The 19,035-nt window shown below is 62.0% G+C and carries 16 protein-coding genes; 5 read left to right on the top strand and 11 right to left on the bottom strand.

From position 1 onward, the window contains the following. Positions 1–553: 553 nt before the first annotated feature. Entirely contained in the window at positions 554–1,885 is a 1,332-nt protein-coding gene (gene gltP / locus LQ215_RS00080; RefSeq protein ID WP_230146865.1) for a glutamate/aspartate:proton symporter GltP, read from the top strand. Positions 1,886–2,139: 254 nt separating this feature from the next. Further along, on the top strand, positions 2,140–3,369 hold the full coding sequence (locus LQ215_RS00075; RefSeq protein ID WP_230146864.1) for a nucleoside recognition domain-containing protein: 1,230 nt from the start codon (positions 2,140–2,142) through the stop codon (positions 3,367–3,369). Between the two features lie 20 nt (positions 3,370–3,389). Here LQ215_RS00075 and LQ215_RS00070 read toward each other — a convergent pair whose 3' ends face one another. The 10 genes from LQ215_RS00070 to LQ215_RS00025 form a co-directional block, all read right to left on the bottom strand. After that, positions 3,390–4,025, bottom strand: a complete 636-nt coding sequence (locus LQ215_RS00070) for an ABC-type transport auxiliary lipoprotein family protein (RefSeq protein ID WP_230146863.1) — start codon at positions 4,023–4,025, stop codon at positions 3,390–3,392. Beyond that, positions 4,022–4,960 carry an MlaD family protein gene (locus tag LQ215_RS00065; protein ID WP_072343875.1) on the bottom strand — a complete coding sequence of 313 codons (939 nt, stop codon included), beginning with the start codon at positions 4,958–4,960 and terminating at the stop codon, positions 4,022–4,024. The genes LQ215_RS00070 and LQ215_RS00065 overlap by 4 nt, the downstream gene beginning before the upstream one ends. Before the next feature lies 1 nt (position 4,961). Next, positions 4,962–5,765 carry an ABC transporter ATP-binding protein gene (locus LQ215_RS00060; protein WP_230146862.1) on the bottom strand — a complete coding sequence of 268 codons (804 nt, stop codon included), beginning with the start codon at positions 5,763–5,765 and terminating at the stop codon, positions 4,962–4,964. Continuing rightward, the gene (locus tag LQ215_RS00055; protein WP_230146861.1) at positions 5,762–6,910 is read right to left on the bottom strand and encodes an ABC transporter permease; all 1,149 of its coding nucleotides are present in this window, start codon (positions 6,908–6,910) and stop codon (positions 5,762–5,764) included. Before LQ215_RS00055 ends, LQ215_RS00060 begins: the two co-directional genes overlap by 4 nt. A 52-nt stretch (positions 6,911–6,962) precedes the next feature. Continuing rightward, positions 6,963–7,988 (bottom strand): DUF5924 family protein, encoded by a 1,026-nt coding sequence (locus LQ215_RS00050; RefSeq protein WP_230146860.1) that lies wholly within the window; start codon positions 7,986–7,988, stop codon positions 6,963–6,965. 274 nt (positions 7,989–8,262) lie between these two features. Next, a complete protein-coding gene (locus LQ215_RS00045) occupies positions 8,263–9,654 on the bottom strand; it encodes a M16 family metallopeptidase (protein WP_230146859.1) in 1,392 nt (463 codons plus the stop codon). Between the two features lie 186 nt (positions 9,655–9,840). Further along, complete coding sequence (locus tag LQ215_RS00040) at positions 9,841–11,499, bottom strand: Na/Pi cotransporter family protein (protein ID WP_230146858.1); 1,659 nt, start codon at positions 11,497–11,499, stop codon at positions 9,841–9,843. Positions 11,500–11,835: 336 nt separating this feature from the next. Further along, positions 11,836–12,603 carry a TerC family protein gene (locus LQ215_RS00035; protein WP_230146857.1) on the bottom strand — a complete coding sequence of 256 codons (768 nt, stop codon included), beginning with the start codon at positions 12,601–12,603 and terminating at the stop codon, positions 11,836–11,838. A gap of 61 nt (positions 12,604–12,664) precedes the next feature. Further along, positions 12,665–13,972, bottom strand: a complete 1,308-nt coding sequence (locus tag LQ215_RS00030; protein ID WP_230146856.1) for a CitMHS family transporter — start codon at positions 13,970–13,972, stop codon at positions 12,665–12,667. A 366-nt stretch (positions 13,973–14,338) separates the two neighbouring features. After that, positions 14,339–14,677 carry a DOPA 4,5-dioxygenase family protein gene (locus tag LQ215_RS00025; RefSeq protein ID WP_230146855.1) on the bottom strand — a complete coding sequence of 113 codons (339 nt, stop codon included), beginning with the start codon at positions 14,675–14,677 and terminating at the stop codon, positions 14,339–14,341. A gap of 84 nt (positions 14,678–14,761) precedes the next feature. On the opposite strand from LQ215_RS00025, the gene LQ215_RS00020 reads away from it, so the two are divergent. After that, on the top strand, positions 14,762–15,430 hold the full coding sequence (locus LQ215_RS00020) for an NAD(P)-dependent oxidoreductase (protein WP_230146854.1): 669 nt from the start codon (positions 14,762–14,764) through the stop codon (positions 15,428–15,430). Here the strand turns inward: LQ215_RS00020 and LQ215_RS00015 are convergent. Next, on the bottom strand, positions 15,427–16,374 hold the full coding sequence (locus tag LQ215_RS00015; protein WP_230146853.1) for a choline sulfate utilization transcriptional regulator: 948 nt from the start codon (positions 16,372–16,374) through the stop codon (positions 15,427–15,429). The genes LQ215_RS00020 and LQ215_RS00015 overlap by 4 nt on opposite strands. A 114-nt stretch (positions 16,375–16,488) precedes the next feature. Here LQ215_RS00015 and betC point away from each other — a divergent pair, with 114 nt between their 5' ends. Next, positions 16,489–18,003 (top strand): choline-sulfatase, encoded by a 1,515-nt coding sequence (gene betC / locus LQ215_RS00010; RefSeq protein ID WP_230146852.1) that lies wholly within the window; start codon positions 16,489–16,491, stop codon positions 18,001–18,003. A gap of 15 nt (positions 18,004–18,018) precedes the next feature. After that, positions 18,019–18,939 carry a choline ABC transporter substrate-binding protein gene (choX, locus tag LQ215_RS00005; RefSeq protein ID WP_230146851.1) on the top strand — a complete coding sequence of 307 codons (921 nt, stop codon included), beginning with the start codon at positions 18,019–18,021 and terminating at the stop codon, positions 18,937–18,939. Positions 18,940–19,035: the final 96 nt, after the last annotated feature.

Genomic DNA, 19,035 nt, shown 5'->3' with positions numbered 1-19,035 from the left:
TAAAAGCTGCGACGCAAGTTCGCAAAGCCAACACGGCTTGGCGAACTTGCGTGGAGCTTCGTGACGCAAAGACGCGGCTCAGAGCGCTTGGTCGATTGGCCGCTGCAATTCGCTCCCCGATGCGGCATTTTGTCTCCTCCCGCTGATTTATCCCCCATTTGCTGACCGTATATCGGAGAATGCCGAGGCAATTTCTCCTATGGGCCGCGTCTCGATTCGCTGCCGTTTCATCGGTTCCCCACGCTTGCGAGAGAAAGCCCAGCTACGCTGAAATGGCCGGTTCACGGCACTTATGCCTGCATAAATGTCGTATTCGAACCGCTTGGAGGGCGGGTTTCGTTTAAAAAAACTCATGCCGATTCGGCATAGGGTAGGCGTTTACGGCATTAGACGAGCCCCCCTTGCATCGCAATAGTTGCGCCTTTTTTCGCCTGCCAGTAAGCCGCTAACGCGCTCGGGGTGACCTTATACGGGGGCAGTGGCGCGGATGTTTTTCGTCATCGACGATCCGTTCGCACCACTGTCCGAGTCCAACTGAAGTAAGGGTAACGATATGAAGAAGGCACGACTAAGCCTCGCCTGGCAGATCCTCATCGGTCTGGTGCTCGGGATTGCATTGGGCGCGCTGCTCAACCATTTCAGTGCCGAAAAGGCCTGGTGGATCAGCAACGTGCTGCAACCGGCGGGCGATATCTTTATCCGTCTGATCAAGATGATCGTGATCCCGATTGTGATTTCCTCGCTGATCGTCGGCATTGCCGGGGTCGGTGATGCCAAGAAGCTCGGGCGCATCGGTCTCAAGACCATCCTTTACTTCGAAGTCGTTACCACCATCGCCATCGTCGTTGGCCTGCTGCTGGCCAACTTCTTCCAGCCCGGCAGCGGCATCGACATGAGCACCCTGGGTACGGTGGATATTTCCAAGTACCAGGCCACGGCCGCGGAAGTCCAGCATGAACATGCGTTCGTCCAGACCATCCTCAACCTGATCCCGTCGAACATCTTCGCCGCCGTTGCCCGTGGCGAGATGTTGCCGATCATTTTCTTCTCCGTATTGTTCGGCCTGGGCCTGTCCAGCCTGCAATCGGACCTGCGCGAGCCGCTGGTGAAAATGTTCCAGGGCGTGTCGGAAAGCATGTTCAAGGTCACCCACATGATCATGCAATACGCCCCCATCGGCGTGTTCGCCCTGATCGCGGTGACGGTCGCCAACTTCGGCTTCGCCTCGCTGCTGCCGCTGGCCAAGCTGGTGATCCTGGTTTACGTCGCCATCGCCTTCTTCGCCTTTGTGGTGCTGGGCCTGATCGCGCGGCTGTTCGGCTTCTCGGTGCTCAAGCTGATGCGCATCTTCAAGGATGAGCTGGTGCTGGCCTACTCCACCGCCAGTTCCGAAACCGTGCTGCCGCGCGTGATCGAGAAGATGGAAGCCTACGGCGCGCCGAAAGCCATCTGCAGCTTCGTGGTGCCCACCGGCTATTCGTTCAACCTCGATGGCTCAACCCTGTACCAGAGCATCGCGGCGATTTTCATCGCCCAGCTGTACGGCATCGACCTGTCCATCAGCCAGCAATTGCTGCTGGTGCTGACCTTGATGGTCACCTCCAAAGGCATCGCCGGCGTGCCGGGCGTGTCGTTCGTGGTGCTGCTGGCGACCTTGGGCAGCGTGGGCATTCCGCTGGAAGGCCTGGCCTTCATCGCCGGTGTCGACCGCATCATGGACATGGCCCGTACCGCGCTGAACGTCATCGGCAACGCCCTGGCCGTGCTGGTCATCGCCCGTTGGGAAGGCATGTACGACGATGCCAAGGGCCAGCGCTACTGGAACTCCCTGCCGCACTGGCGCAGCAAAGAGCCGCTGCCTGCGGGGGAAACTTCCAGCCGTTGATCGCTGAGGGGAGGTTAGGCCAGCAGCAAAGTGCCTGAACAACCCGGTCACTGTGGGAGCCGAGCTTGCTCGCGATGGCGCCGGATCAGTCAGCAATGATGGTGACTGACACACCGCCATCGCGAGCAAGCTCGCTCCCACAGGGTGTTCGCTGATCACTTGTGCAGCGCCCGATCAAACCCCGGAGAAATCCGGGGTTTGTCGTTTCTGCCAGCCCCGCTATCATTCGCGGCATCTTCCGGGGGATTTGACCGATGCTCAATGGCCTGTGGCTTGGCTTCTTTATCGTGGCAGCCGTGTCGGCGCTGGCGCAGTGGTTGATCGGCGGCAACGCCGGAATTTTCGCGGCCATGGTGGAAAGCATTTTCGCCATGGCCAAGCTGTCGGTCGAGGTCATGGTCCTGCTGTTCGGCACCTTGACCCTGTGGTTGGGCTTTTTGCGCATCGCCGAAAAGGCCGGCATCGTCGACTGGCTGGCCAAGGCCCTCGGGCCGCTGTTCTTGCGCTTGATGCCGGAAGTGCCTGCCGGCCACCCGGCCATTGGCCTGATCACCCTCAACTTCGCCGCCAACGGCCTGGGACTGGACAACGCGGCCACCCCCATCGGCCTCAAGGCCATGCGCGCCCTGCAAGACCTCAATCCCAGCCCGACCATCGCCAGCAATGCGCAGATCCTGTTCCTGGTGCTCAACGCCTCGTCGCTGACGCTGCTGCCGGTGACCATCTTCATGTACCGCGCACAACAAGGCGCGCCGGACCCGACGCTGGTGTTCCTGCCGATCCTGCTCGCCACCAGCGCTTCGACCCTGATGGGGCTGCTGTCGGTGGCGTTCATGCAGCGCCTGCGGTTGTGGGACCCGGTGGTGCTGGCTTATCTGATCCCGGGCGCGCTGGCGCTGGGCGGTTTCATGGCGCTGCTGGCCACGCTCTCGGCCACGGCGCTGGCGGGGCTGTCGTCGATCCTGGGCAACCTGACGTTGTTTAGCCTGATCATCCTGTTCCTGGTGGTGGGTGCCCTGCGCAAGGTCAAGGTGTATGAAGCCTTCATCGAGGGCGCCAAGGAGGGCTTCGACGTCGCCAAGACGTTGCTGCCCTACCTGGTCGCGATGCTCTGCGCCGTGGGCGTGCTGCGGGCTTCGGGGGCGCTGGATTTCGGCCTGGACGGCATCCGGCACCTGGTGCAGTGGGCCGGCTGGGACACGCGCTTCGTCGATGCCTTGCCGACCGCCATGGTCAAGCCGTTCTCCGGCAGCGCCGCCCGGGCGATGCTGATCGAGACCATGAAGACCTCCGGCGTCGACAGCTTCCCGGCCCTGGTGGCGGCGACCATCCAGGGCAGCACCGAAACCACGTTCTACGTGCTGGCGGTGTATTTCGGCGCCGTTGGCATCCAGCGGGCGCGCCATGCCGTGGGGTGTGCGCTGCTGGCCGAATTTTCCGGGGTCGTGGCGGCGATTGGGGTTTGCTACTGGTTCTTCGGTTGACCTGAGTCTCTGCGCAGCCCCTAGGGTTGGGTCGGCGTTGCGAAACGCTGGCCTTGCTCCACTGCCCAGGCCACCACTTCGGCCGTCAGCCGGTCACCGGCACGGCCAAAGCCGTCCACCACCGCTGGCACTTTCACGTCGCTCAACGGCTGGCGCACTTCAAAACGGCGACTGGCCAGGATGCGCTGGTCGAAGCCGCGCACCAGCAGCGCGTCCAGGCGAATCACCACGCTGGCCGCAGTGCCTTGGTATTCGGTCTGGAACGCCTGCAATTGCCCGCCCAGCTCCAGGTCTGCTTGCAGGTTGCTGTCGGCGACGCTCAACAGCCTGACGCGTCCATCCTGGGCGAAGCCATCGAGCAGGCGGTTGCGCAACAACACCGGGGCCGGGTCGCTCCAGCGCGAGGCGGCGTAGCTGCTGAACAGATTGCCTTGGGGGATCACCGCGATTTTCGGGCTGTTGAGCACCTCGCTGGCCTGGGGACTGGCCAGGCGCAGCGACCAGCTCACCGCCGTGCCCGCAGATGCCGGGGCCTGAGTGGCGGGCAAGCGATACACATCCGAAGGTTCGGCCTTGGGCAAAATCGAGCAGCCGCCCACCAGGGCAAAACCTGCCAGCAAGAGAAGAGGGCGGATAAACCGGTTGGACGGCTTCATGGCGTGAACTCCTTGTCCTTGTCATTGCCCAGCAGATAGCCGCTGGGGTTGGCATCCAGGCGCCGGGAGATCCCCCGCAGGGCGCTCAGGGTTTCGCGCAGTTCACGCACGGCTGGCGCCAGGGCATTGAGGCCCTGCATGCCGTTATTCAACGAATCGCGGTTGTCGTTCAGCAGCTTGTCGAGGGTCGCGGTGCTGCGCGCCAGGGATTGCATGGCCTGGCCGGCGTTGCCGAACGCCTGTTTGCCCTGGTCGTTGAGCAGACCATTGGCGTTGCGCATCAATGCCGTGGTCTGTTCCAGCGTGGCGCTGGCCTGTTTGCCGATGGACGCCAGTTGCTGCATGGCCTGGCGAATATCGCCGCGCTGCTCGGCAATGACCCCGGTGGTTTGTTCCAGATGCTCCAGCGTCTTGCCCAGGCTTTGGACGTTGTCCGAGGAAAACACCTCATTGGCGTTGTGCAGCAGCAGGTTGATGCTGGTCATCAAGTCATCGCTGTTGTTGAGCAGGCGGGCGATAGGCGAGGGCGCGGCGATGATCACTGGCGGCTCCCCGTCGTGCCCGGTCAGCGCCGGGCTCTGGGGCGTGCCGCCACTGAGCTGGATAATCGAGGTGCCGGTGATGCCGGTCAGTGCCAGCTTGGCCTGGGTGTCTTGCTTGATTGGCGTTTCCCCGCTCAAGCGCACCCGCGCCAACACCCGACGTGGGTCGTTCGGGTCCAGGCGCAGGTTGACGACATCGCCGACCTTGATCCCGCTGTACTCCACCGAGCTGCCCCGGGACAACCCGCTGACCGCCTCGTTGAACACCACTTCGTAATACTTGAATTCGCTGTCCACGTTGGACTTGGCCAGCCACAGGCCAAACAACAGGGCGCCGGCCACCACAATGACGGTGAACAGGCCGATCAGCACATGATGGGCTCGGGTTTCCATGTCAAACCTCGTTGGATTGTGTAGCGGCCGATAAGGCCGCGCGGCCGCGAGGGCCATGGAAGTATTCGTGAATCCAGGCGTCGTCGGTTTCCGACACCTTGTCGATGACATCGGCCACCAGGACTCTTTTCTGCGCCAGCACCGCCACCCGGTCGCTGATGGTGTAGAGGGTGTCCAGGTCGTGAGTGACCAGGAACACGCTCAAGCCCAGGGCATCGCGCAGTGTCAGGATCAATTGGTCGAACGCCGCCGCACCAATGGGGTCGAGGCCGGCGGTGGGTTCGTCGAGAAACAGGATGTCCGGGTCCAGGGCCAGCGCACGGGCCAGGGCCGCGCGCTTGATCATGCCGCCGGACAGCGAGGCGGGGTATTTGTCGGCGGCCGATAACGGCAGGCCGGCCAAGGCCAGCTTCACCGCCGCCAGGTGCTCGGCATCGGCCCGGCTGAGCCCGGCGTGTTCGATCAGCGGCAGGGCGACGTTTTCTGTCACGGTCAGTGACGAAAACAGCGCGCCTTTCTGGAATAACACGCCAAAGCGCCGTTCCACCCGCGAACGTTGTTCCGGGGGCAGGCTCGGCAAGTCTTCGCCGAATACCCGCACAGAACCCTCGCTGGGCCGGTTCAGGCCGACGATACTGCGCAGCAGCACCGATTTGCCGCTGCCGGAGCCGCCGACCACGGCAAGGATCTCGCCCTTGTACACGTCCAGGTCGAGGTTTTCATGCACGCTCTGGCGGCCAAAGCGATTGCACAGGCCGCGCACTTGAATCACCGCCTCGGCGGGTGGTCGCGGGGGTTGGCTCACCAGTTCATCTCCATGAAAAACAGCGCGGCCACGGCATCGAGCACAATCACCACGAAAATCGACTGCACCACGCTGGACGTGGTGTGGGCCCCGACCGATTCGGCACTGCCGCTGACCTTGAAACCTTCCAGGCAGCCCACGGCGGCGATCAGGAAGGCAAAGATCGGCGCCTTGACCATCCCCACCAGGAAATGCTGCACGCCAATGTCCGACTGCAACAGCGTCAGGAACATGGCCGGGGAAATACCCAGCGACACAGCGCAGACCACGCCGCCACCGATAATGCCCGAGAGCATGGCCAGGAAGGTCAGCATCGGCAGCGCCACCAACAGCGCCAGCACCCGTGGAATCACCAGCAACTCGACTGGATCGAGGCCCAAGGTGCGGATCGCGTCGATTTCTTCGTTGGCCTTCATCGAGCCGATCTGCGCGGTGAACGCGCTGGCGGTGCGGCCCGCCATGAGGATGGCCGTGAGCAATACGCCGAATTCACGCAGGAACGAGAACGCCACCAGGTCCACGGTAAAGATACTGGCGCCGAAATCGGCCAGCACTGTCGCGCCGAGAAAGGCCACCACCGCGCCCACCAAAAACGTCAGCAGGGCGACGATGGGGGCTGCGTCCAGGCCGGTCTGTTCGATATGAACGACCATCGCTGTCATGCGCCAGCGCCTGGGACGAAACAGGTTGCGGGCCAGGGTTTCCAGGATCAGGCCGACAAAACCCAGCAGTTGCAGGGTGTCTTGCCAGATTTTTTCCACCGCGCGGCCGATACGCGTCAGCAACTGTGTCAGCACGCTGACCTGCGGCTCTTTCACCGGCACACAAAAGTCCGTCAGCGAGCAATAGACCGTCTGCAACAGCGCCCGCTCGGCGGCCGGCAAGCTGCAATCGGGGTGCTCGGCGGTCTTGCCCAGCCGTTCGGAGCCCAGCAGTTCCACCAGCAACGAAGCCCCGGCGGTGTCGAGGGCGCCGAGGCCGTTGAGGTCGATCAGGGTGTTTTCGTCGTATTGGCCGCGCAAGGATTCGCTCAAGCGCTTGAGCTGCGCGTAATGGGCCAGCGTCCAGTCGCCGCCGACCCAGAGCTGCGCCGGAGAGCGAGACGTGTCCAGCCGGGCGGTGCCAGTGGGGGATCCGGGGGTCATAAGCTCCATGCTCGTTCGACTTGAACAGCGCTACCTAATAGCACGACCGCCGTTATTTTGCCTCGGGTGCGTCAGCGTTCACCTTGAAACGCAGCACGCCGATCATCTGGCCATTTTCCGTCAGCACCCGCACTTGCCATTTACCCGTCGGGTCTTGCGGGAAGTTCTGCTTGTGGGTCCAGGCGCGATAGCCTTCCTTGCGCCCGCCGTGGATGTCCAGGGCGATGCGGTCGACTTCTTTGCCGTTGAACTGCCAGACGTGATAAATCCGCTCATCAAGCCCGCGCGGCGCGTTGATGGCGGTGTAGGCATACAGGCCGTTGCCGCGAATCTGGGCCGCGCTGACTTCCTTGAGGCTGGCGCCCGGCGTGCGGTCTTCCAGTTGGGTGCTGATCGCCACTTCGGTCATCCACAGCGTGGCCGGTGGCACCCAGGAGCGCAGCACCCAGCCGGCGGCGCCAATCCCCACCGTGATGCACAGGATCGCCAGGGCGTTGCGCACGGTGCGGATCGGGAAGATCGAGGCCAGGCTGGGAAACGACAGCAGCATGGCAATGCCCAGCGCCAGCTTGAAGCTCTGGTCGGTGGTCAGGTGCAGGATCACCGGCAGCGCCGTGAGCAGGGCGGCGAACAGCGTCAGCGTGTGCAACGCCAGGAACGCCCAGCGCCGGGGCGCCAGCCATTTGTAGTACAGCGGGTCGATGATCGAAATCAGCGCCGCGATCGTCAGCAGGCCGGTGAAAACCAGCTGGCTGCTGTTCCAGGTGGTGGTGATGAAGAAAAACGGCAGGACGAAAAACAGGCTTTCCTGGTGAATCATCTGCGTGGCGTAGCGCAACAGCGGCTGGGGGATTTCCCGTTTGAAAATCCGCGCGAACAGCCGGGTCATGCTGTTCTCGACCATCAGCCAGAGCCAGCTCACCAGCATCATGATGGCGATCCACGTCGCCAGGCCCTGCTGGCGGTCCACCAGCATGAAACTGCCGACCCCGGAGATAAAACCACCGAGCGCAATGACCCCTGGATAGCGCTTCATCAATTCAAGGATGCGCTGGATGTAGACCGTCAGGTTTTGCATTCGGTGGTTTCACAGTAAGTCGTAGGAAATATCCCTGACAGAGTATCGTCAGGGCGGTGACATGGCGAGGATCGCGACGCGTGTCGTGATGCTCTTTTGTGGCGAGGGAGCTTGCTCCCGCTGGCCTGCGAAGCAGGCCCCAGCATTTATCCAGGTAAACCGCATCGCCCGGTTTGCGCCTGCTGCGCAGCCGAGCGGGAGCAAGCTCCCTCGCCACGGGATTTGAGTTGCCCTGGGCTGGAGTCATCGCGAGCAAGCTCGAACACAGGGCGGATCAACCAGATTCTGGTCGGGCCCGCCGTCGTACTTGCCACACCACCATTCCGAGCAATAGCAACCCCAGCAAACCAGCCATCCCCCAAACCAGCTCATCATCACTGAGCAACGGCTTCTCGACGCGCAGGTAACCCGGGTCCTTGAGCAATTCGCGCAGGGCCACGTTGGCCTGTTCCAGGCTCACCTCCTGCAGGCGCAGGGCCGGGTTGGCGAAGCGGCCGTCTTCATAATCGCCCAGGGCGCTCCAGTAGTAATCGGCCAGTGCGCTGTTGCCTTGAACCGCCCAGGACTGGTGGGCAATGGCCGCGCGTTTGATGCGCACGAAGCCGGCGGGGTCCAGGCCATCCTTGAGCAATGTCTTGCGCAGTTCTTCCAGCGCCTGTTCGGCTTCGGGCAAGTCTTCGCGGGACAGGTCGGCGTTCAGGCTGAAGAAGCCAACGCCGCCGAACACCTCGCGCTCGGTCCACGGTCCGTAGGACAAGCCTCGGGCCAGGCGCAATTGGCGATAGAGCGCCCAGTCCATGTAATCCTTGAGCAGGTCGAAGGTTTCGTCATGCTGCTCATCCAGTACCGGCTCCGGGAACAGCCAATGCAGCTTGGCGCTGTTGCCGACCAGGCCATGGATCAGGTTGCGCTTGGTGACTGCTTTGTAGCGGATCTGCGGCAGCGCCTCGTGCGGGCTGGGCTCCACCGGCTCGAGTTCGCCAAAGGCGCGTTCCAGGTAGGCCGGCAACAGTCGGTCGAGGTCGCCGACCACGATCAGGGTCATGTTGTTCGGTGCGTACCAGTCGTTGCGCACCTGTTCGAGGCGGGCGAGGGTGTGGCGCTGGACCTCGGCCCGTTCCGCGCAGCGCAGGCCCAGCTCAACCGCCAGCTGGTTGCTGGCCTTGTGGCCCAGGTCCTGGTGATCGAGCCAGCGTTGCAGGTGGGTGTAGTGGCCGCCGTCCTCGCGTTCCACCACTCGCTTGGCCGCCTCCAGGGCTTTCTCGTCGATGCGGGTGCGCGTCAACAGCGCCAGCAGCAGGTCCAGGACCTTGCGTTGATTACGCGCCGGCGCCTCGATGACGAACGTGGTGTCGGCGTTGCTCGTGAAGGCATTCCACTCGCCACCCAAGGCTTGCATGCGCTCCTCCAGGCCGCCTTCACCGCTCTCGTCGACGCCGCTGAACAGCAGGTGTTCGAGCAGGTGCGGCAGTTCCTTGTCGGCGCAACTGAAGTCGTCCAGGCCCACGCCGACCACCAAGCGGATCGCCACATGCCCGCGCTCGCTGCCCGGCTTGAGCAACAACTGCATGCCGTTGGGCAACGTATAGCCTTCGACCTGGAACCGGTCCAGGGCGACAACGGGCAGTGAGCCGAGCAAAAGAAAGGCGAGCAACAGACAACGCATAAGGGCTTCCTGGCGGCTGAGTGGGGGTCCATGGTGCCGGGCCGGCCGTCATCGGCGCAGCGCCGCCCGGAGGCGGTTCGCTCCCCCTATCGAATCTATGCGGTGTTCATGACAGCGGGAGCAGGCGGGCTGGCAAACGGTTTCAGGCCCCGGCTTTTGTTACTGACTGGCCAATGCGCCAGTCGTTCACGGCGAATGGGTAATGTCGGAAATTTCATCCGCCGCCAGCGCGCCGATCTCGGAGGTTTCCAACACGACGTAGGCGCTGCCGCAAAACAGCGAATTGAGGCGCCTCATGTCGGCGATCAGCTCCAGGTGCAGGGAACTGGTCTCCAGGCTTTGCACGACCTTGCGCTGCAGGCGGCTGACATGGGCATGGGCCATGCGCCGTTCCTGCGCCCGAAAGCGACGTTTCTCACGCAGCAACTGGCGGGCGCTTTCCCGGTCGGCACTGAGAAATACCGACAGCCCCAGCCGCAGGTTGGCGATCAAGTGGCTGTGCAGCCCCGCCAATTCCTCCAGGCCCACCTCGGAAAAGGACCGACGCTGGGAGGTCTTCTGTTGCTGGACCTTGCGCAACATGCGCTCGATCAGGTCGCTGGCCAGTTTCAGGTTGATCGCCAGCTCAATGATTTCCGCCCAGCGGCGGCTGTCCTGCTCACTGAGGTCCTCACGGGGCATTTGCGCCATGTACAACTTGATTGCGCTGCACAAGGCTTCGACGTCGTCATTCATGCGCCGTATTTCCTGGGTCACCGCCGTCTGCGTACCCCGCAGCACGTCCAGCATGGCTTCGAGCATGCTTTCGATCAGATCGCCGATGCGCAAGGTTTCCCGGGCCGCGTTTGCCAGCGCCAGGCTCGGGGTGGCGAGGGCGGTAGGGTCCAGGTGTCGCGGCTTGGCCGTGCCGTTGGTGTCCGGACGTTCCGGCAGCAACCAGGCGCAGAGCCGGGCCATGGGCCCGACGCTGGGCAGCAGCACCAGGCACCGTACGGAGTTGTAGAGCAGATGGAAACCGATCACCGTTTCCTGGGGACTGAAATCCAAGTTGTCCAGCCAGCCCACCAGCGGATCGAGCACCGGAATGATCAACAACAGCCCGATCAGCTTGTACAGCAGGCTGCCCAGCGCCACCTGGCGTCCGGCGGTGTTCTGCATGCTGGTGCTGAGGAACGCCAGTACGCCGCTGCCGATGTTGGCGCCGATCACCAGGCCGATGGCCACGGGCAGGCTGATCACCGCGGCACCGGCAAGCGTCGCGGTCAACAGCACGGCGGCCAGGCTGGAATAGGAGATCATCGCGAACAGCGCGCCGACCAAGGCATCGAGCAGGATGTCGCCAGTCAGCGAGGCGAAAATCACTTTCACGCCCTGGGCATGGGTGATGGGCGCGGCGGCTTCGACGATCAATTGCAGGGCCAGGATGATCAGGCCCAGGCCGATGCCGACCCGGCCCATTTGCCCGGCGCGGGTCTGCTTGCGCGAGAGGAAAAAAATCACCCCGAGGAAAATCAGCAGCGGCGACAGCCACGACAGGTCGAGGGTCAGCACCCGTGCCATCAGCGCGGTGCCGACATCGGCGCCGAGCATGGTCGCCAGGGCCGGGGTCAGCGCCATCAGGCCCTGGCCGACGAACGAGGTGACGAGCATGGCCGTGGCATTGCTGCTCTGGACCATGGCCGTGACCATGATGCCGGCGACAAACGCCAGCCAGCGCCGGGACATGTTCTGGCCGATGACATGGCGCAGGTTCGAGCCATAGACCCGCAAGATGCCTGTACGCACGATGTGCGTGCCCCAGATCAGCAGGGCCACGGCGGAGAGCAAGTTCAGCAGGGTCAGCATGAGAAGCCCCCTGTTAGCGTCCCAAAAGGACAAATTGACGATGCCACATTCTTCGTTCTTGTACTTAAGCTGTAGTTGGCGAACGGTTCGGGCGCCAGCATTGCACAGCTAAAGAATCGTTTGAAACAAAACCGTCATAAAATACATTCCTCGAAAACACCCAAAACCCCTGTGGGAGCGAGCTTGCTCGCGATAGCGGCCTGACAGCCAAAGAAGATGTTGGATGTCATGGCCTCATCGCGAGCAAGCTCGCTCCCACAGGTTTTGCATCCGGCCACTTTTTTGCGGGCATGAAAAAGGGGCTCCAAGAGCCCCTTCATTCATTGCCCTATACCGTTACTGACCCGGCATATCCTTGCGCAGTTTCACAGGGTCCTGCTGCTTGCGCTTGCGCGCCATGGCCGTGCGCATCTTGATGTTGAACGCTTCGACCGCCAGGGAGAACGCCATGGCGAAGTAGACGTAGCCTTTTGGCACATGCACGTCGAACGACTCGGCGATCAGCACGGTACCGACCACCAGCAGGAACGACAGCGCCAGCATTTTCAGCGACGGGTGCTTGTCGATGAACTCGCTGATAGTGCCCGCCGCCAACATCATCACCAGCACCGCCACGATAATCGCCGCCACCATCACCGGTACATGGGAAACCATGCCGACGGCGGTAATGACCGAGTCCAGGGAGAACACGATGTCGATGATCGCGATCTGGATGATGGTGTAGATGAAGCTGCCGCCCTTGCCCGAAGGTTCGTCGTTGGTTTCATCTTCGCCTTCCAGCGCGTGGTACATCTCCTGGGAGCTTTTCCACAGCAGGAACAGGCCACCGAAGAACAGGATCAGGTCACGACCGGAGATGCCCTGGCCGAACACTTCGAACAAATCGGCGGTCAGGCGCATGACCCAGGTGATGGACAGCAGCAACAGGATCCGCGTGACCATGGCCAGCGCCAGGCCGAAGATCCGGGTGCGCGCCTGCATGTGCTTGGGCATGCGGCTGACCAGGATCGAGATCATGATGATGTTGTCGATGCCCAAGACAATTTCCAGGGCGGTCAGGGTAAAGAAGGCAACCCAGATTTCCGGGTTGGTCAGCCATTCCATGTGAGTTCCTTTGAGCGAGTGTTAGGCCGCGCCACCGATGGCGGCGCAGCGGGCGTTGCTTTTATAGAGTACTGAACAGCGGAAAAATCCCCATCAGCAGGGCGGCGAACATTATGCACAGGCAAACCAGTACTGCCCACTTCAGGGTGAAGCGCTGGTGATCGCCGAACTCGATCCCGGCCAAGGCTACCAGCAGGTAGGTCGACGGAACCAGCGGGCTTAACAGGTGGACGGGCTGGCCGACGATGGAGGCACGGGCCATTTCAACAGCGGTGATGCCGTAATGGCTGGCTGCCTCGGCAAGAACCGGTAACACCCCGTAATAAAATGCATCGTTCGACATGAAGAACGTGAACGGCATGCTCACCAGCGCGGTAATCACTGCCAGGTACGGGCCGAGGAACTCCGGAATCACCGCCAGCAGGCTCTTGGACATGGCGTCGACCATGCCGGTGCCGGACAGGATACCGGTAAAGATACCGGCCGCGAAAATCAACCCGACCACCGCCAGCACGCTGCCGGCGTGGGCCGCAACGCGGTCTTTCTGCTGTTGCAGGCACGGGTAGTTGACGATCATCGCGATACTGAAGGCCACCATGAACAGCACCGGCAGCGGCAACAGGCCAGCGATCAGGGTGCACATCAGGCCCAGGGTCAGCGCGCCGTTGAACCAGATCAGCTTCGGACGACGGGCGTCCGGGAACTGGGAAACGCTGATTTCGCTGTGGTCGATTTCATCACCGACCAGATGCAATTCTCCCAGGCGTGCGCGCTCGCGCTTGCCGTACATGTAGGCGATCAGCAGGATCGCCACCACACCGGCGGCCATTGCAGGAATCATCGGCACGAAGATGTCGGACGGGTCCACGTGCAGCGCACTGGCGGCGCGGGCCGTCGGGCCGCCCCACGGGGTCATGTTCATCACGCCGCCGGCGAGGATGATCAGGCCAGCCATGATGCGTGGGCTCATGCCGATGCGGCTGTAGAGCGGCAGCATCGCGGCCACGCAGATCATATAAGTGGTCGCGCCGTCACCATCAAGGGAAACGACGAGCGCCAGAACGGCGGTACCGACCGAAACTTTCAACGGGTCGCCCTTGACCAGCTTGAGGATCTTGCGCACGGCCGGGTCGAACAGGCCGGAGTCGATCATCAGGGCAAAATACAGAATCGCGAACATCAGCATCACCCCGGTCGGGGCGAGCTTGGTGATGCCTTCGAGCATCATCGGGCCGATTTTCGGCGCAAAGCCACCGAACAGGGCGAACAGGATCGGGATGATGATCAAGGCGATCAGCGCGGACAGGCGCTTGGTCATGATCAGGAACATGAACGTGATGACCATGGCAAAGCCAAGGAAAGTCAGCATGGGAAATACTCCAGGCGTGGCGCGGCGGGCAAAGGCGAACCGGACAGGTCAGCGCGTGATGCAGAGCACGGGACGGACGGATGGAGTGGGCGCAGCGGGACAGGTAGCAGCGGACATCAGGATCACCATTGTTGTTGTTAAAAGGGCCGAACGAGCCTTGAAAACTCGCTTTGGCCGACCGGTCTGTTGCCGGTAGTGAGGTGATCCTAATGGCGCTAGCTTTCAGTAAGCTTTCGCCAGTGATATTGGTTGGTCCAGCTTTTGTGGCGAGGGAGCTTGCTCCCGCTGGGCTGCGAAGCGGCCCCAGTATTTTGCGGCCGCTGCGCGCCCGAGCGGGAGCAAGCTCCCTCGCCACAAGGGGGTGAATCAGGTGTTTGCTTTGAATGCCGAAAGATTCAACGGCCGCACCGCGCCCATCCAGATCGCATGGTCGGTGTGGTCGGCCAGGTCATCGCCGGTCTCCGGGTGCAGGAAAATCACCAGGCCTTTGCGATTGAGGGCCAGCCACGGCAAGACCACGCCGATGTACTGCGGGTCGAACGCCAGCTGGCAGCTCCAGTCCGGGTGCGGGCCGACCGGGCGTTGATGGACGCGGCCCATTTTCAACGGGAACAGTTGCGCCGCTTCCTCGCACAGGGCCCGCGCCTGGTCGAGGGTGCTGGCGTCGAAATACACGTGGGCGTGGTAGCCCTTGATCCGCTGCATCTGTCACTCCTTGAAAAGAGGCCGAACCCTCGCCGTTTGCCGCGGGTCAGAGCCTTTACACGCGGGATAAAGAGGAAAGCAGCCATGAAAAACGCCGAAACCCCGGTCACCAAAGTGGTGCTCTATGGTGCCATGAGCAGCCTCGGCAGTGCGTTGATGGCTGAGATGCTGCGGCGTCAGTACGAAGTCATCGCCATTCTCGACGATCTTACTGCCCTGGCCCCACGCCCGGGCCTGCGGACCAAGACCGGTGACCTGTTCGATCCCGAGCGGGTCAAGCAAAGTGTTGCCGGAGCCAGCGCCGTGGTGTGTCTGCTGAACGCGCCGGGGTTGCCGATGAACAGCGAGCAGGTGGAGCGCACAGTGATTCCCGGCCCGGTCGAGCAAGTATTGGCCGTAGATGCCCTGATCGCCGGCATGCAGGCAGTGAACATTCCCCGGCTGTTCCTGGTGGGCGACTTTGCGATGCTCGACGAGGAGCCGACGGACGATGATTTGCAGCGCCATGCCGCTGAAGAAGTGCTCGATGCCCTGAAGAACAGCACCTTGCAGTGGACCTTGATCAACGCACCCTATGCCGCGCCAGGCTTGGGCATCGAACATTTCAGCCAGGTCAGCACCAGCCTGGAACCCGGCATGGCCGAATCCCTGGAGCGACTCAACCGCGTGGCGGTCGGCATCGCCGATGAGCTGCGCCTGAACCTGCATGTGGGCGAGCATGTGAGTTTTGTCGCGGCCATGCAGGCGGATTAAACGGCAATGGAAGGCAGCGGCAACCCGGTGAGCGATTCGGCACTGTTGGCCTGTTCTTCCATCAGCCAATCGACGAATTGCCTGATCAATACACCGCGGCGTTTACGCTGGGGCAAAACCACGTAATACCCCAGCCGCGACAGCACCGTTTCAGCGATCGGACGACACAGCAGCCCCTGGGCCAATAAGTTATCCACAAGGTGCCGCCAGCCGATGGCAACGCCCTGGCCGCCAATCGCCGCCTGGATGAGCAGCGTGTAGTTGTCGAAGCGCAACTGGCCAGGGGCGGGCGGTGACGTGATGCCCAGCTCGCGAAATACGCCGCTCCACTCGAACCAGTTGTTGTTCCCCGCTCGCAGGTGCAGCAACGGGAATTCCGCCAAGGCCTGGGCGGGCAAGGGCATGGGGCGTTCCTTGAGCAGCAGCGGGCTGCACACCGGAAAGACTTCTTCGCTGAACAACCAGCGACTTTCGCCTTGTTTGAAGCGACCGTCGCCGAACAGTACGGCAACGTCGATATCGGTGCGCAGCATGTTGTGGTTGCGTTCGCTGGTCACCAGGCTAACGTCCACCTGCGGGTTGGCGGCGTGAAAGCGATGCAGGCGCGGCATCAGCCAATAGGCAGCGAATGCGAAGTCCGTGGCGACTTGCAGCACCTCATGCTGATGCTGGGCGGTGATCGCGCTCAGCCCGGCATCGATGCTTTGCAAGCCGGCTTGTACCTGCTCGAACAGGATGGTCCCGGCCTCGGTCAGTTCGATGCCGCGGTAGATACGGTCGAACAACCGCGTCCCCAGTTGCTCTTCCAGGCGCTTGATCTGCTGGCTGATGGCCGGTTGCGTGGTGCCCAACTCAATCGCCGCCGCGGTGAAACTTTGTTGTCGCGCGGCGGCTTCAAAGGCACGGAGCAGTTCCAGAGACAGGTTACCCAAGGCGTCATACATAAGCTGTGCTTATCCTAGTCATTATCCTGCATGGGCTTTACCCCAAAACCCGGGGGCTACATGCTCAATCGCAGCAATGTCGCATAACTGCCTACTATGGAATGCCGCGAATACATGAAGCGCAAGAACATTCTTTTCATCATGGCCGATCAAATGGCCGCGCCAATGTTGCCGATCTACGGTCCTTCGCCGATCAAGCTGCCGAACCTGTCGCGCCTGGCCGCCGAGGGCGTGGTGTTCGATGCCGCCTACTGCAACAGCCCACTGTGCGCCCCATCGCGTTTTACCCTGGTGAGCGGCCAGTTGCCGAGCAAGATCGGCGCCTACGACAACGCGGCGGATTTCCCGGCGGACGTGCCGACTTATGCCCACTACTTGCGCCGCCTCGGCTATCGCACAGCGCTGTCCGGCAAGATGCACTTTTGCGGGCCGGACCAACTGCACGGCTACGAAGAACGCCTGACCAGCGACATTTACCCGGCCGACTATGGCTGGTCGGTGAACTGGGACGAGCCGGACGTGCGGCCGAGCTGGTACCACAACATGTCGTCGGTGTTGCAGGCCGGGCCGTGCGTGCGCACCAACCAGTTGGATTTCGATGAAGAAGTGGTGTTCAAGGCCCAGCAGTACCTGTTCGACCACATCCGCGAGGACGGTGACCAGCCGTTTTGCCTCACCGTATCGATGACCCACCCACACGACCCGTACACGATTCCCAAGGCGTTCTGGGATTTGTATGACGACAACGACATCCCTTTGCCGCAGACCCCGGCGCAAACTACGCTCGATCCACACTCCCAGCGGCTGCTGAAGGTCTATGACCTGTGGGACAAGCCACTGCCTGTGGATAAAATTCGGGATGCCCGCCGCGCCTATTTCGGCGCGTGCAGCTACATCGACAGTAACGTCGGCAAGCTACTGCAAACCCTGGAAGACACCGGTCTACTGGACGACACGATCATCGTGTTCTCCGGCGATCACGGGGACATGCTCGGCGAAAAGGGCCTCTGGTACAAAATGCATTGGTTCGAAATGGCTGCCCGCGTACCCTTGCTGATCAGTGCGCCGGGGCAGTTCGCCAGCGGCCGGGTGGGTGCGGCCGTGTCCACTGCCGACTTGCTGCCGACCCTGGTCGAGCTGGCCGGCGGCACGCTGGAACCGGGCTTGCCGCTGGATGGCCGTTCGCTGGTGCCGCACCTGCAAGGGCAGGGCGGGCACGACGAAGTCTTCGGTGAATACATGGCCGAAGGCACCATCAGCCCGTTGATGATGATCCGTCGCGGCCCGTGGAAATTCATTTACAGCGAAGATGACCCGTGCCTGCTGTTTGACGTGCGCAACGATCCCAAGGAACTGGAAAATCTCAGCCAATCCCCTGAGCATCAAGCCTTGTTCGCCGATTTTCTCGCCGAAGCCCGTGCCAAATGGGACATCCCGGCTATTCATCGACAGGTGCTCGCCAGCCAGCGCCGTCGCCGTTTCGTCGCCCAGGCGCTGACCCTGGGCAAACTCAAGAGCTGGGATCACCAGCCGCTGGTGGACGCCAGCCAGCAGTACATGCGTAACCACATCGACCTCGACGATCTGGAGCGCAAGGCCCGTTATCCACAACCCTGCCAAAACCAATAACGTAAGGGGCAAGCCATGCAAAAGTTATCCACAGTACTGACCGCTGGACTGTTGGCGTTGAGCAGTGTTTCGGCCTGGGCCGAGCAAAGCTGTGAAACGGTGAAGATGGCCGACCCGGGCTGGAGCGATATCGCCGCCACCAATGCCATCACCGGTTTCCTGCTGGACGGGATGGGCTACAAGGCCAAGGTCGACACCCTCGCGGTGCCGATCACCTTCGGTGGCCTCAAGGATGGCCAGGTGGATGTGTTTTTGGGTAACTGGATGCCGGCGCAGCAGGGCTTTTATGACAAGTTCGTGGCCAATGGCGACGTCACGCAGTTGGCCAAGAACCTCGACGGCACCGAATTCACCCTGGCGGTCCCGGACTACGTCTGGGACGCCGGTGTGCATAACTTTGCCGACTTGAACAAATTCGCCGACAAGTTCGACAAGAAGATCTATGGCATCGGTTCCGGTGCTCCGGCCAACCTCTCCCTGAAAGAAATCATCAAGACCAATGACTTCGGCATGGGCGAGTGGAAACTGGTGGAATCCAGCGAGCAGGCGATGCTGGCGGAAGTCTCCCGGGCGGTGAAGAAACAGAAGTTCGTGACCTTCCTCGGCTGGACCCCGCACCCGATGAACGTGCAACTGAAAATGCATTACCTCAAGGGCGGCGAGAAATACTTCGGCGACACCGGCAGTGTCTACACCCTGACCCGCAAGGGTTATGCACAGGCCTGCCCGAACGTCGGCAAGCTGCTGACCAACCTGAGCTTCACCCAGGACATGGAAAACAGCATCATGGCCGAGGTGGTGAACAACAAGGTCAGCAACGCCGATGCGGCCAAGGCCTGGATCAAGGCCAACCCGGCGGTCCTGGATAAATGGCTGGACGGTGTGAAGACCCTCGATGGCAAGGATGCGTTGGCGGCGGTGAAGGCCAAGCTCTAGGCATGGTGGCGAGCGGCTTTTGTGGCGAGGGAGCTTGCTCCCGCTGGGCTGTGTAGGAGCTGTCGAGTGCAACGAGGCTGCGATCTTTCCCCAGAC

The organism is Pseudomonas brassicacearum (assembly GCF_918698105.1).
In the GTDB taxonomy this organism is placed as follows: domain Bacteria; phylum Pseudomonadota; class Gammaproteobacteria; order Pseudomonadales; family Pseudomonadaceae; genus Aquipseudomonas; species Aquipseudomonas brassicacearum_F.
Note: the sequence above shows the minus strand (reverse complement) of the source record. Positions and strands in the feature narration are given on the sequence as shown.

Excerpts from the sequence above, each read along its gene's own strand:
- gltP (WP_230146865.1), top strand. The coding sequence starts at position 554 with ATGAAGAAGGCACGACTAAGCCTCGCCTGGCAGATCCTCATCGGTCTG.
- LQ215_RS00075 (WP_230146864.1), top strand. The coding sequence starts at position 2,140 with ATGCTCAATGGCCTGTGGCTTGGCTTCTTTATCGTGGCAGCCGTGTCG.
- LQ215_RS00070 (WP_230146863.1), bottom strand. The coding sequence starts at position 4,025 with ATGAAGCCGTCCAACCGGTTTATCCGCCCTCTTCTCTTGCTGGCAGGT.
- LQ215_RS00065 (WP_072343875.1), bottom strand. The coding sequence starts at position 4,960 with ATGGAAACCCGAGCCCATCATGTGCTGATCGGCCTGTTCACCGTCATT.
- LQ215_RS00055 (WP_230146861.1), bottom strand. The coding sequence starts at position 6,910 with ATGACCCCCGGATCCCCCACTGGCACCGCCCGGCTGGACACGTCTCGC.
- LQ215_RS00050 (WP_230146860.1), bottom strand. The coding sequence starts at position 7,988 with ATGCAAAACCTGACGGTCTACATCCAGCGCATCCTTGAATTGATGAAG.
- LQ215_RS00045 (WP_230146859.1), bottom strand. The coding sequence starts at position 9,654 with ATGCGTTGTCTGTTGCTCGCCTTTCTTTTGCTCGGCTCACTGCCCGTT.
- LQ215_RS00040 (WP_230146858.1), bottom strand. The coding sequence starts at position 11,499 with ATGCTGACCCTGCTGAACTTGCTCTCCGCCGTGGCCCTGCTGATCTGG.
- LQ215_RS00035 (WP_230146857.1), bottom strand. The coding sequence starts at position 12,603 with ATGGAATGGCTGACCAACCCGGAAATCTGGGTTGCCTTCTTTACCCTG.
- LQ215_RS00030 (WP_230146856.1), bottom strand. The coding sequence starts at position 13,972 with ATGCTGACTTTCCTTGGCTTTGCCATGGTCATCACGTTCATGTTCCTG.
- LQ215_RS00025 (WP_230146855.1), bottom strand. The coding sequence starts at position 14,677 with ATGCAGCGGATCAAGGGCTACCACGCCCACGTGTATTTCGACGCCAGC.
- LQ215_RS00020 (WP_230146854.1), top strand. The coding sequence starts at position 14,762 with ATGAAAAACGCCGAAACCCCGGTCACCAAAGTGGTGCTCTATGGTGCC.
- LQ215_RS00015 (WP_230146853.1), bottom strand. The coding sequence starts at position 16,374 with ATGTATGACGCCTTGGGTAACCTGTCTCTGGAACTGCTCCGTGCCTTT.
- betC (WP_230146852.1), top strand. The coding sequence starts at position 16,489 with ATGAAGCGCAAGAACATTCTTTTCATCATGGCCGATCAAATGGCCGCG.
- choX (WP_230146851.1), top strand. The coding sequence starts at position 18,019 with ATGCAAAAGTTATCCACAGTACTGACCGCTGGACTGTTGGCGTTGAGC.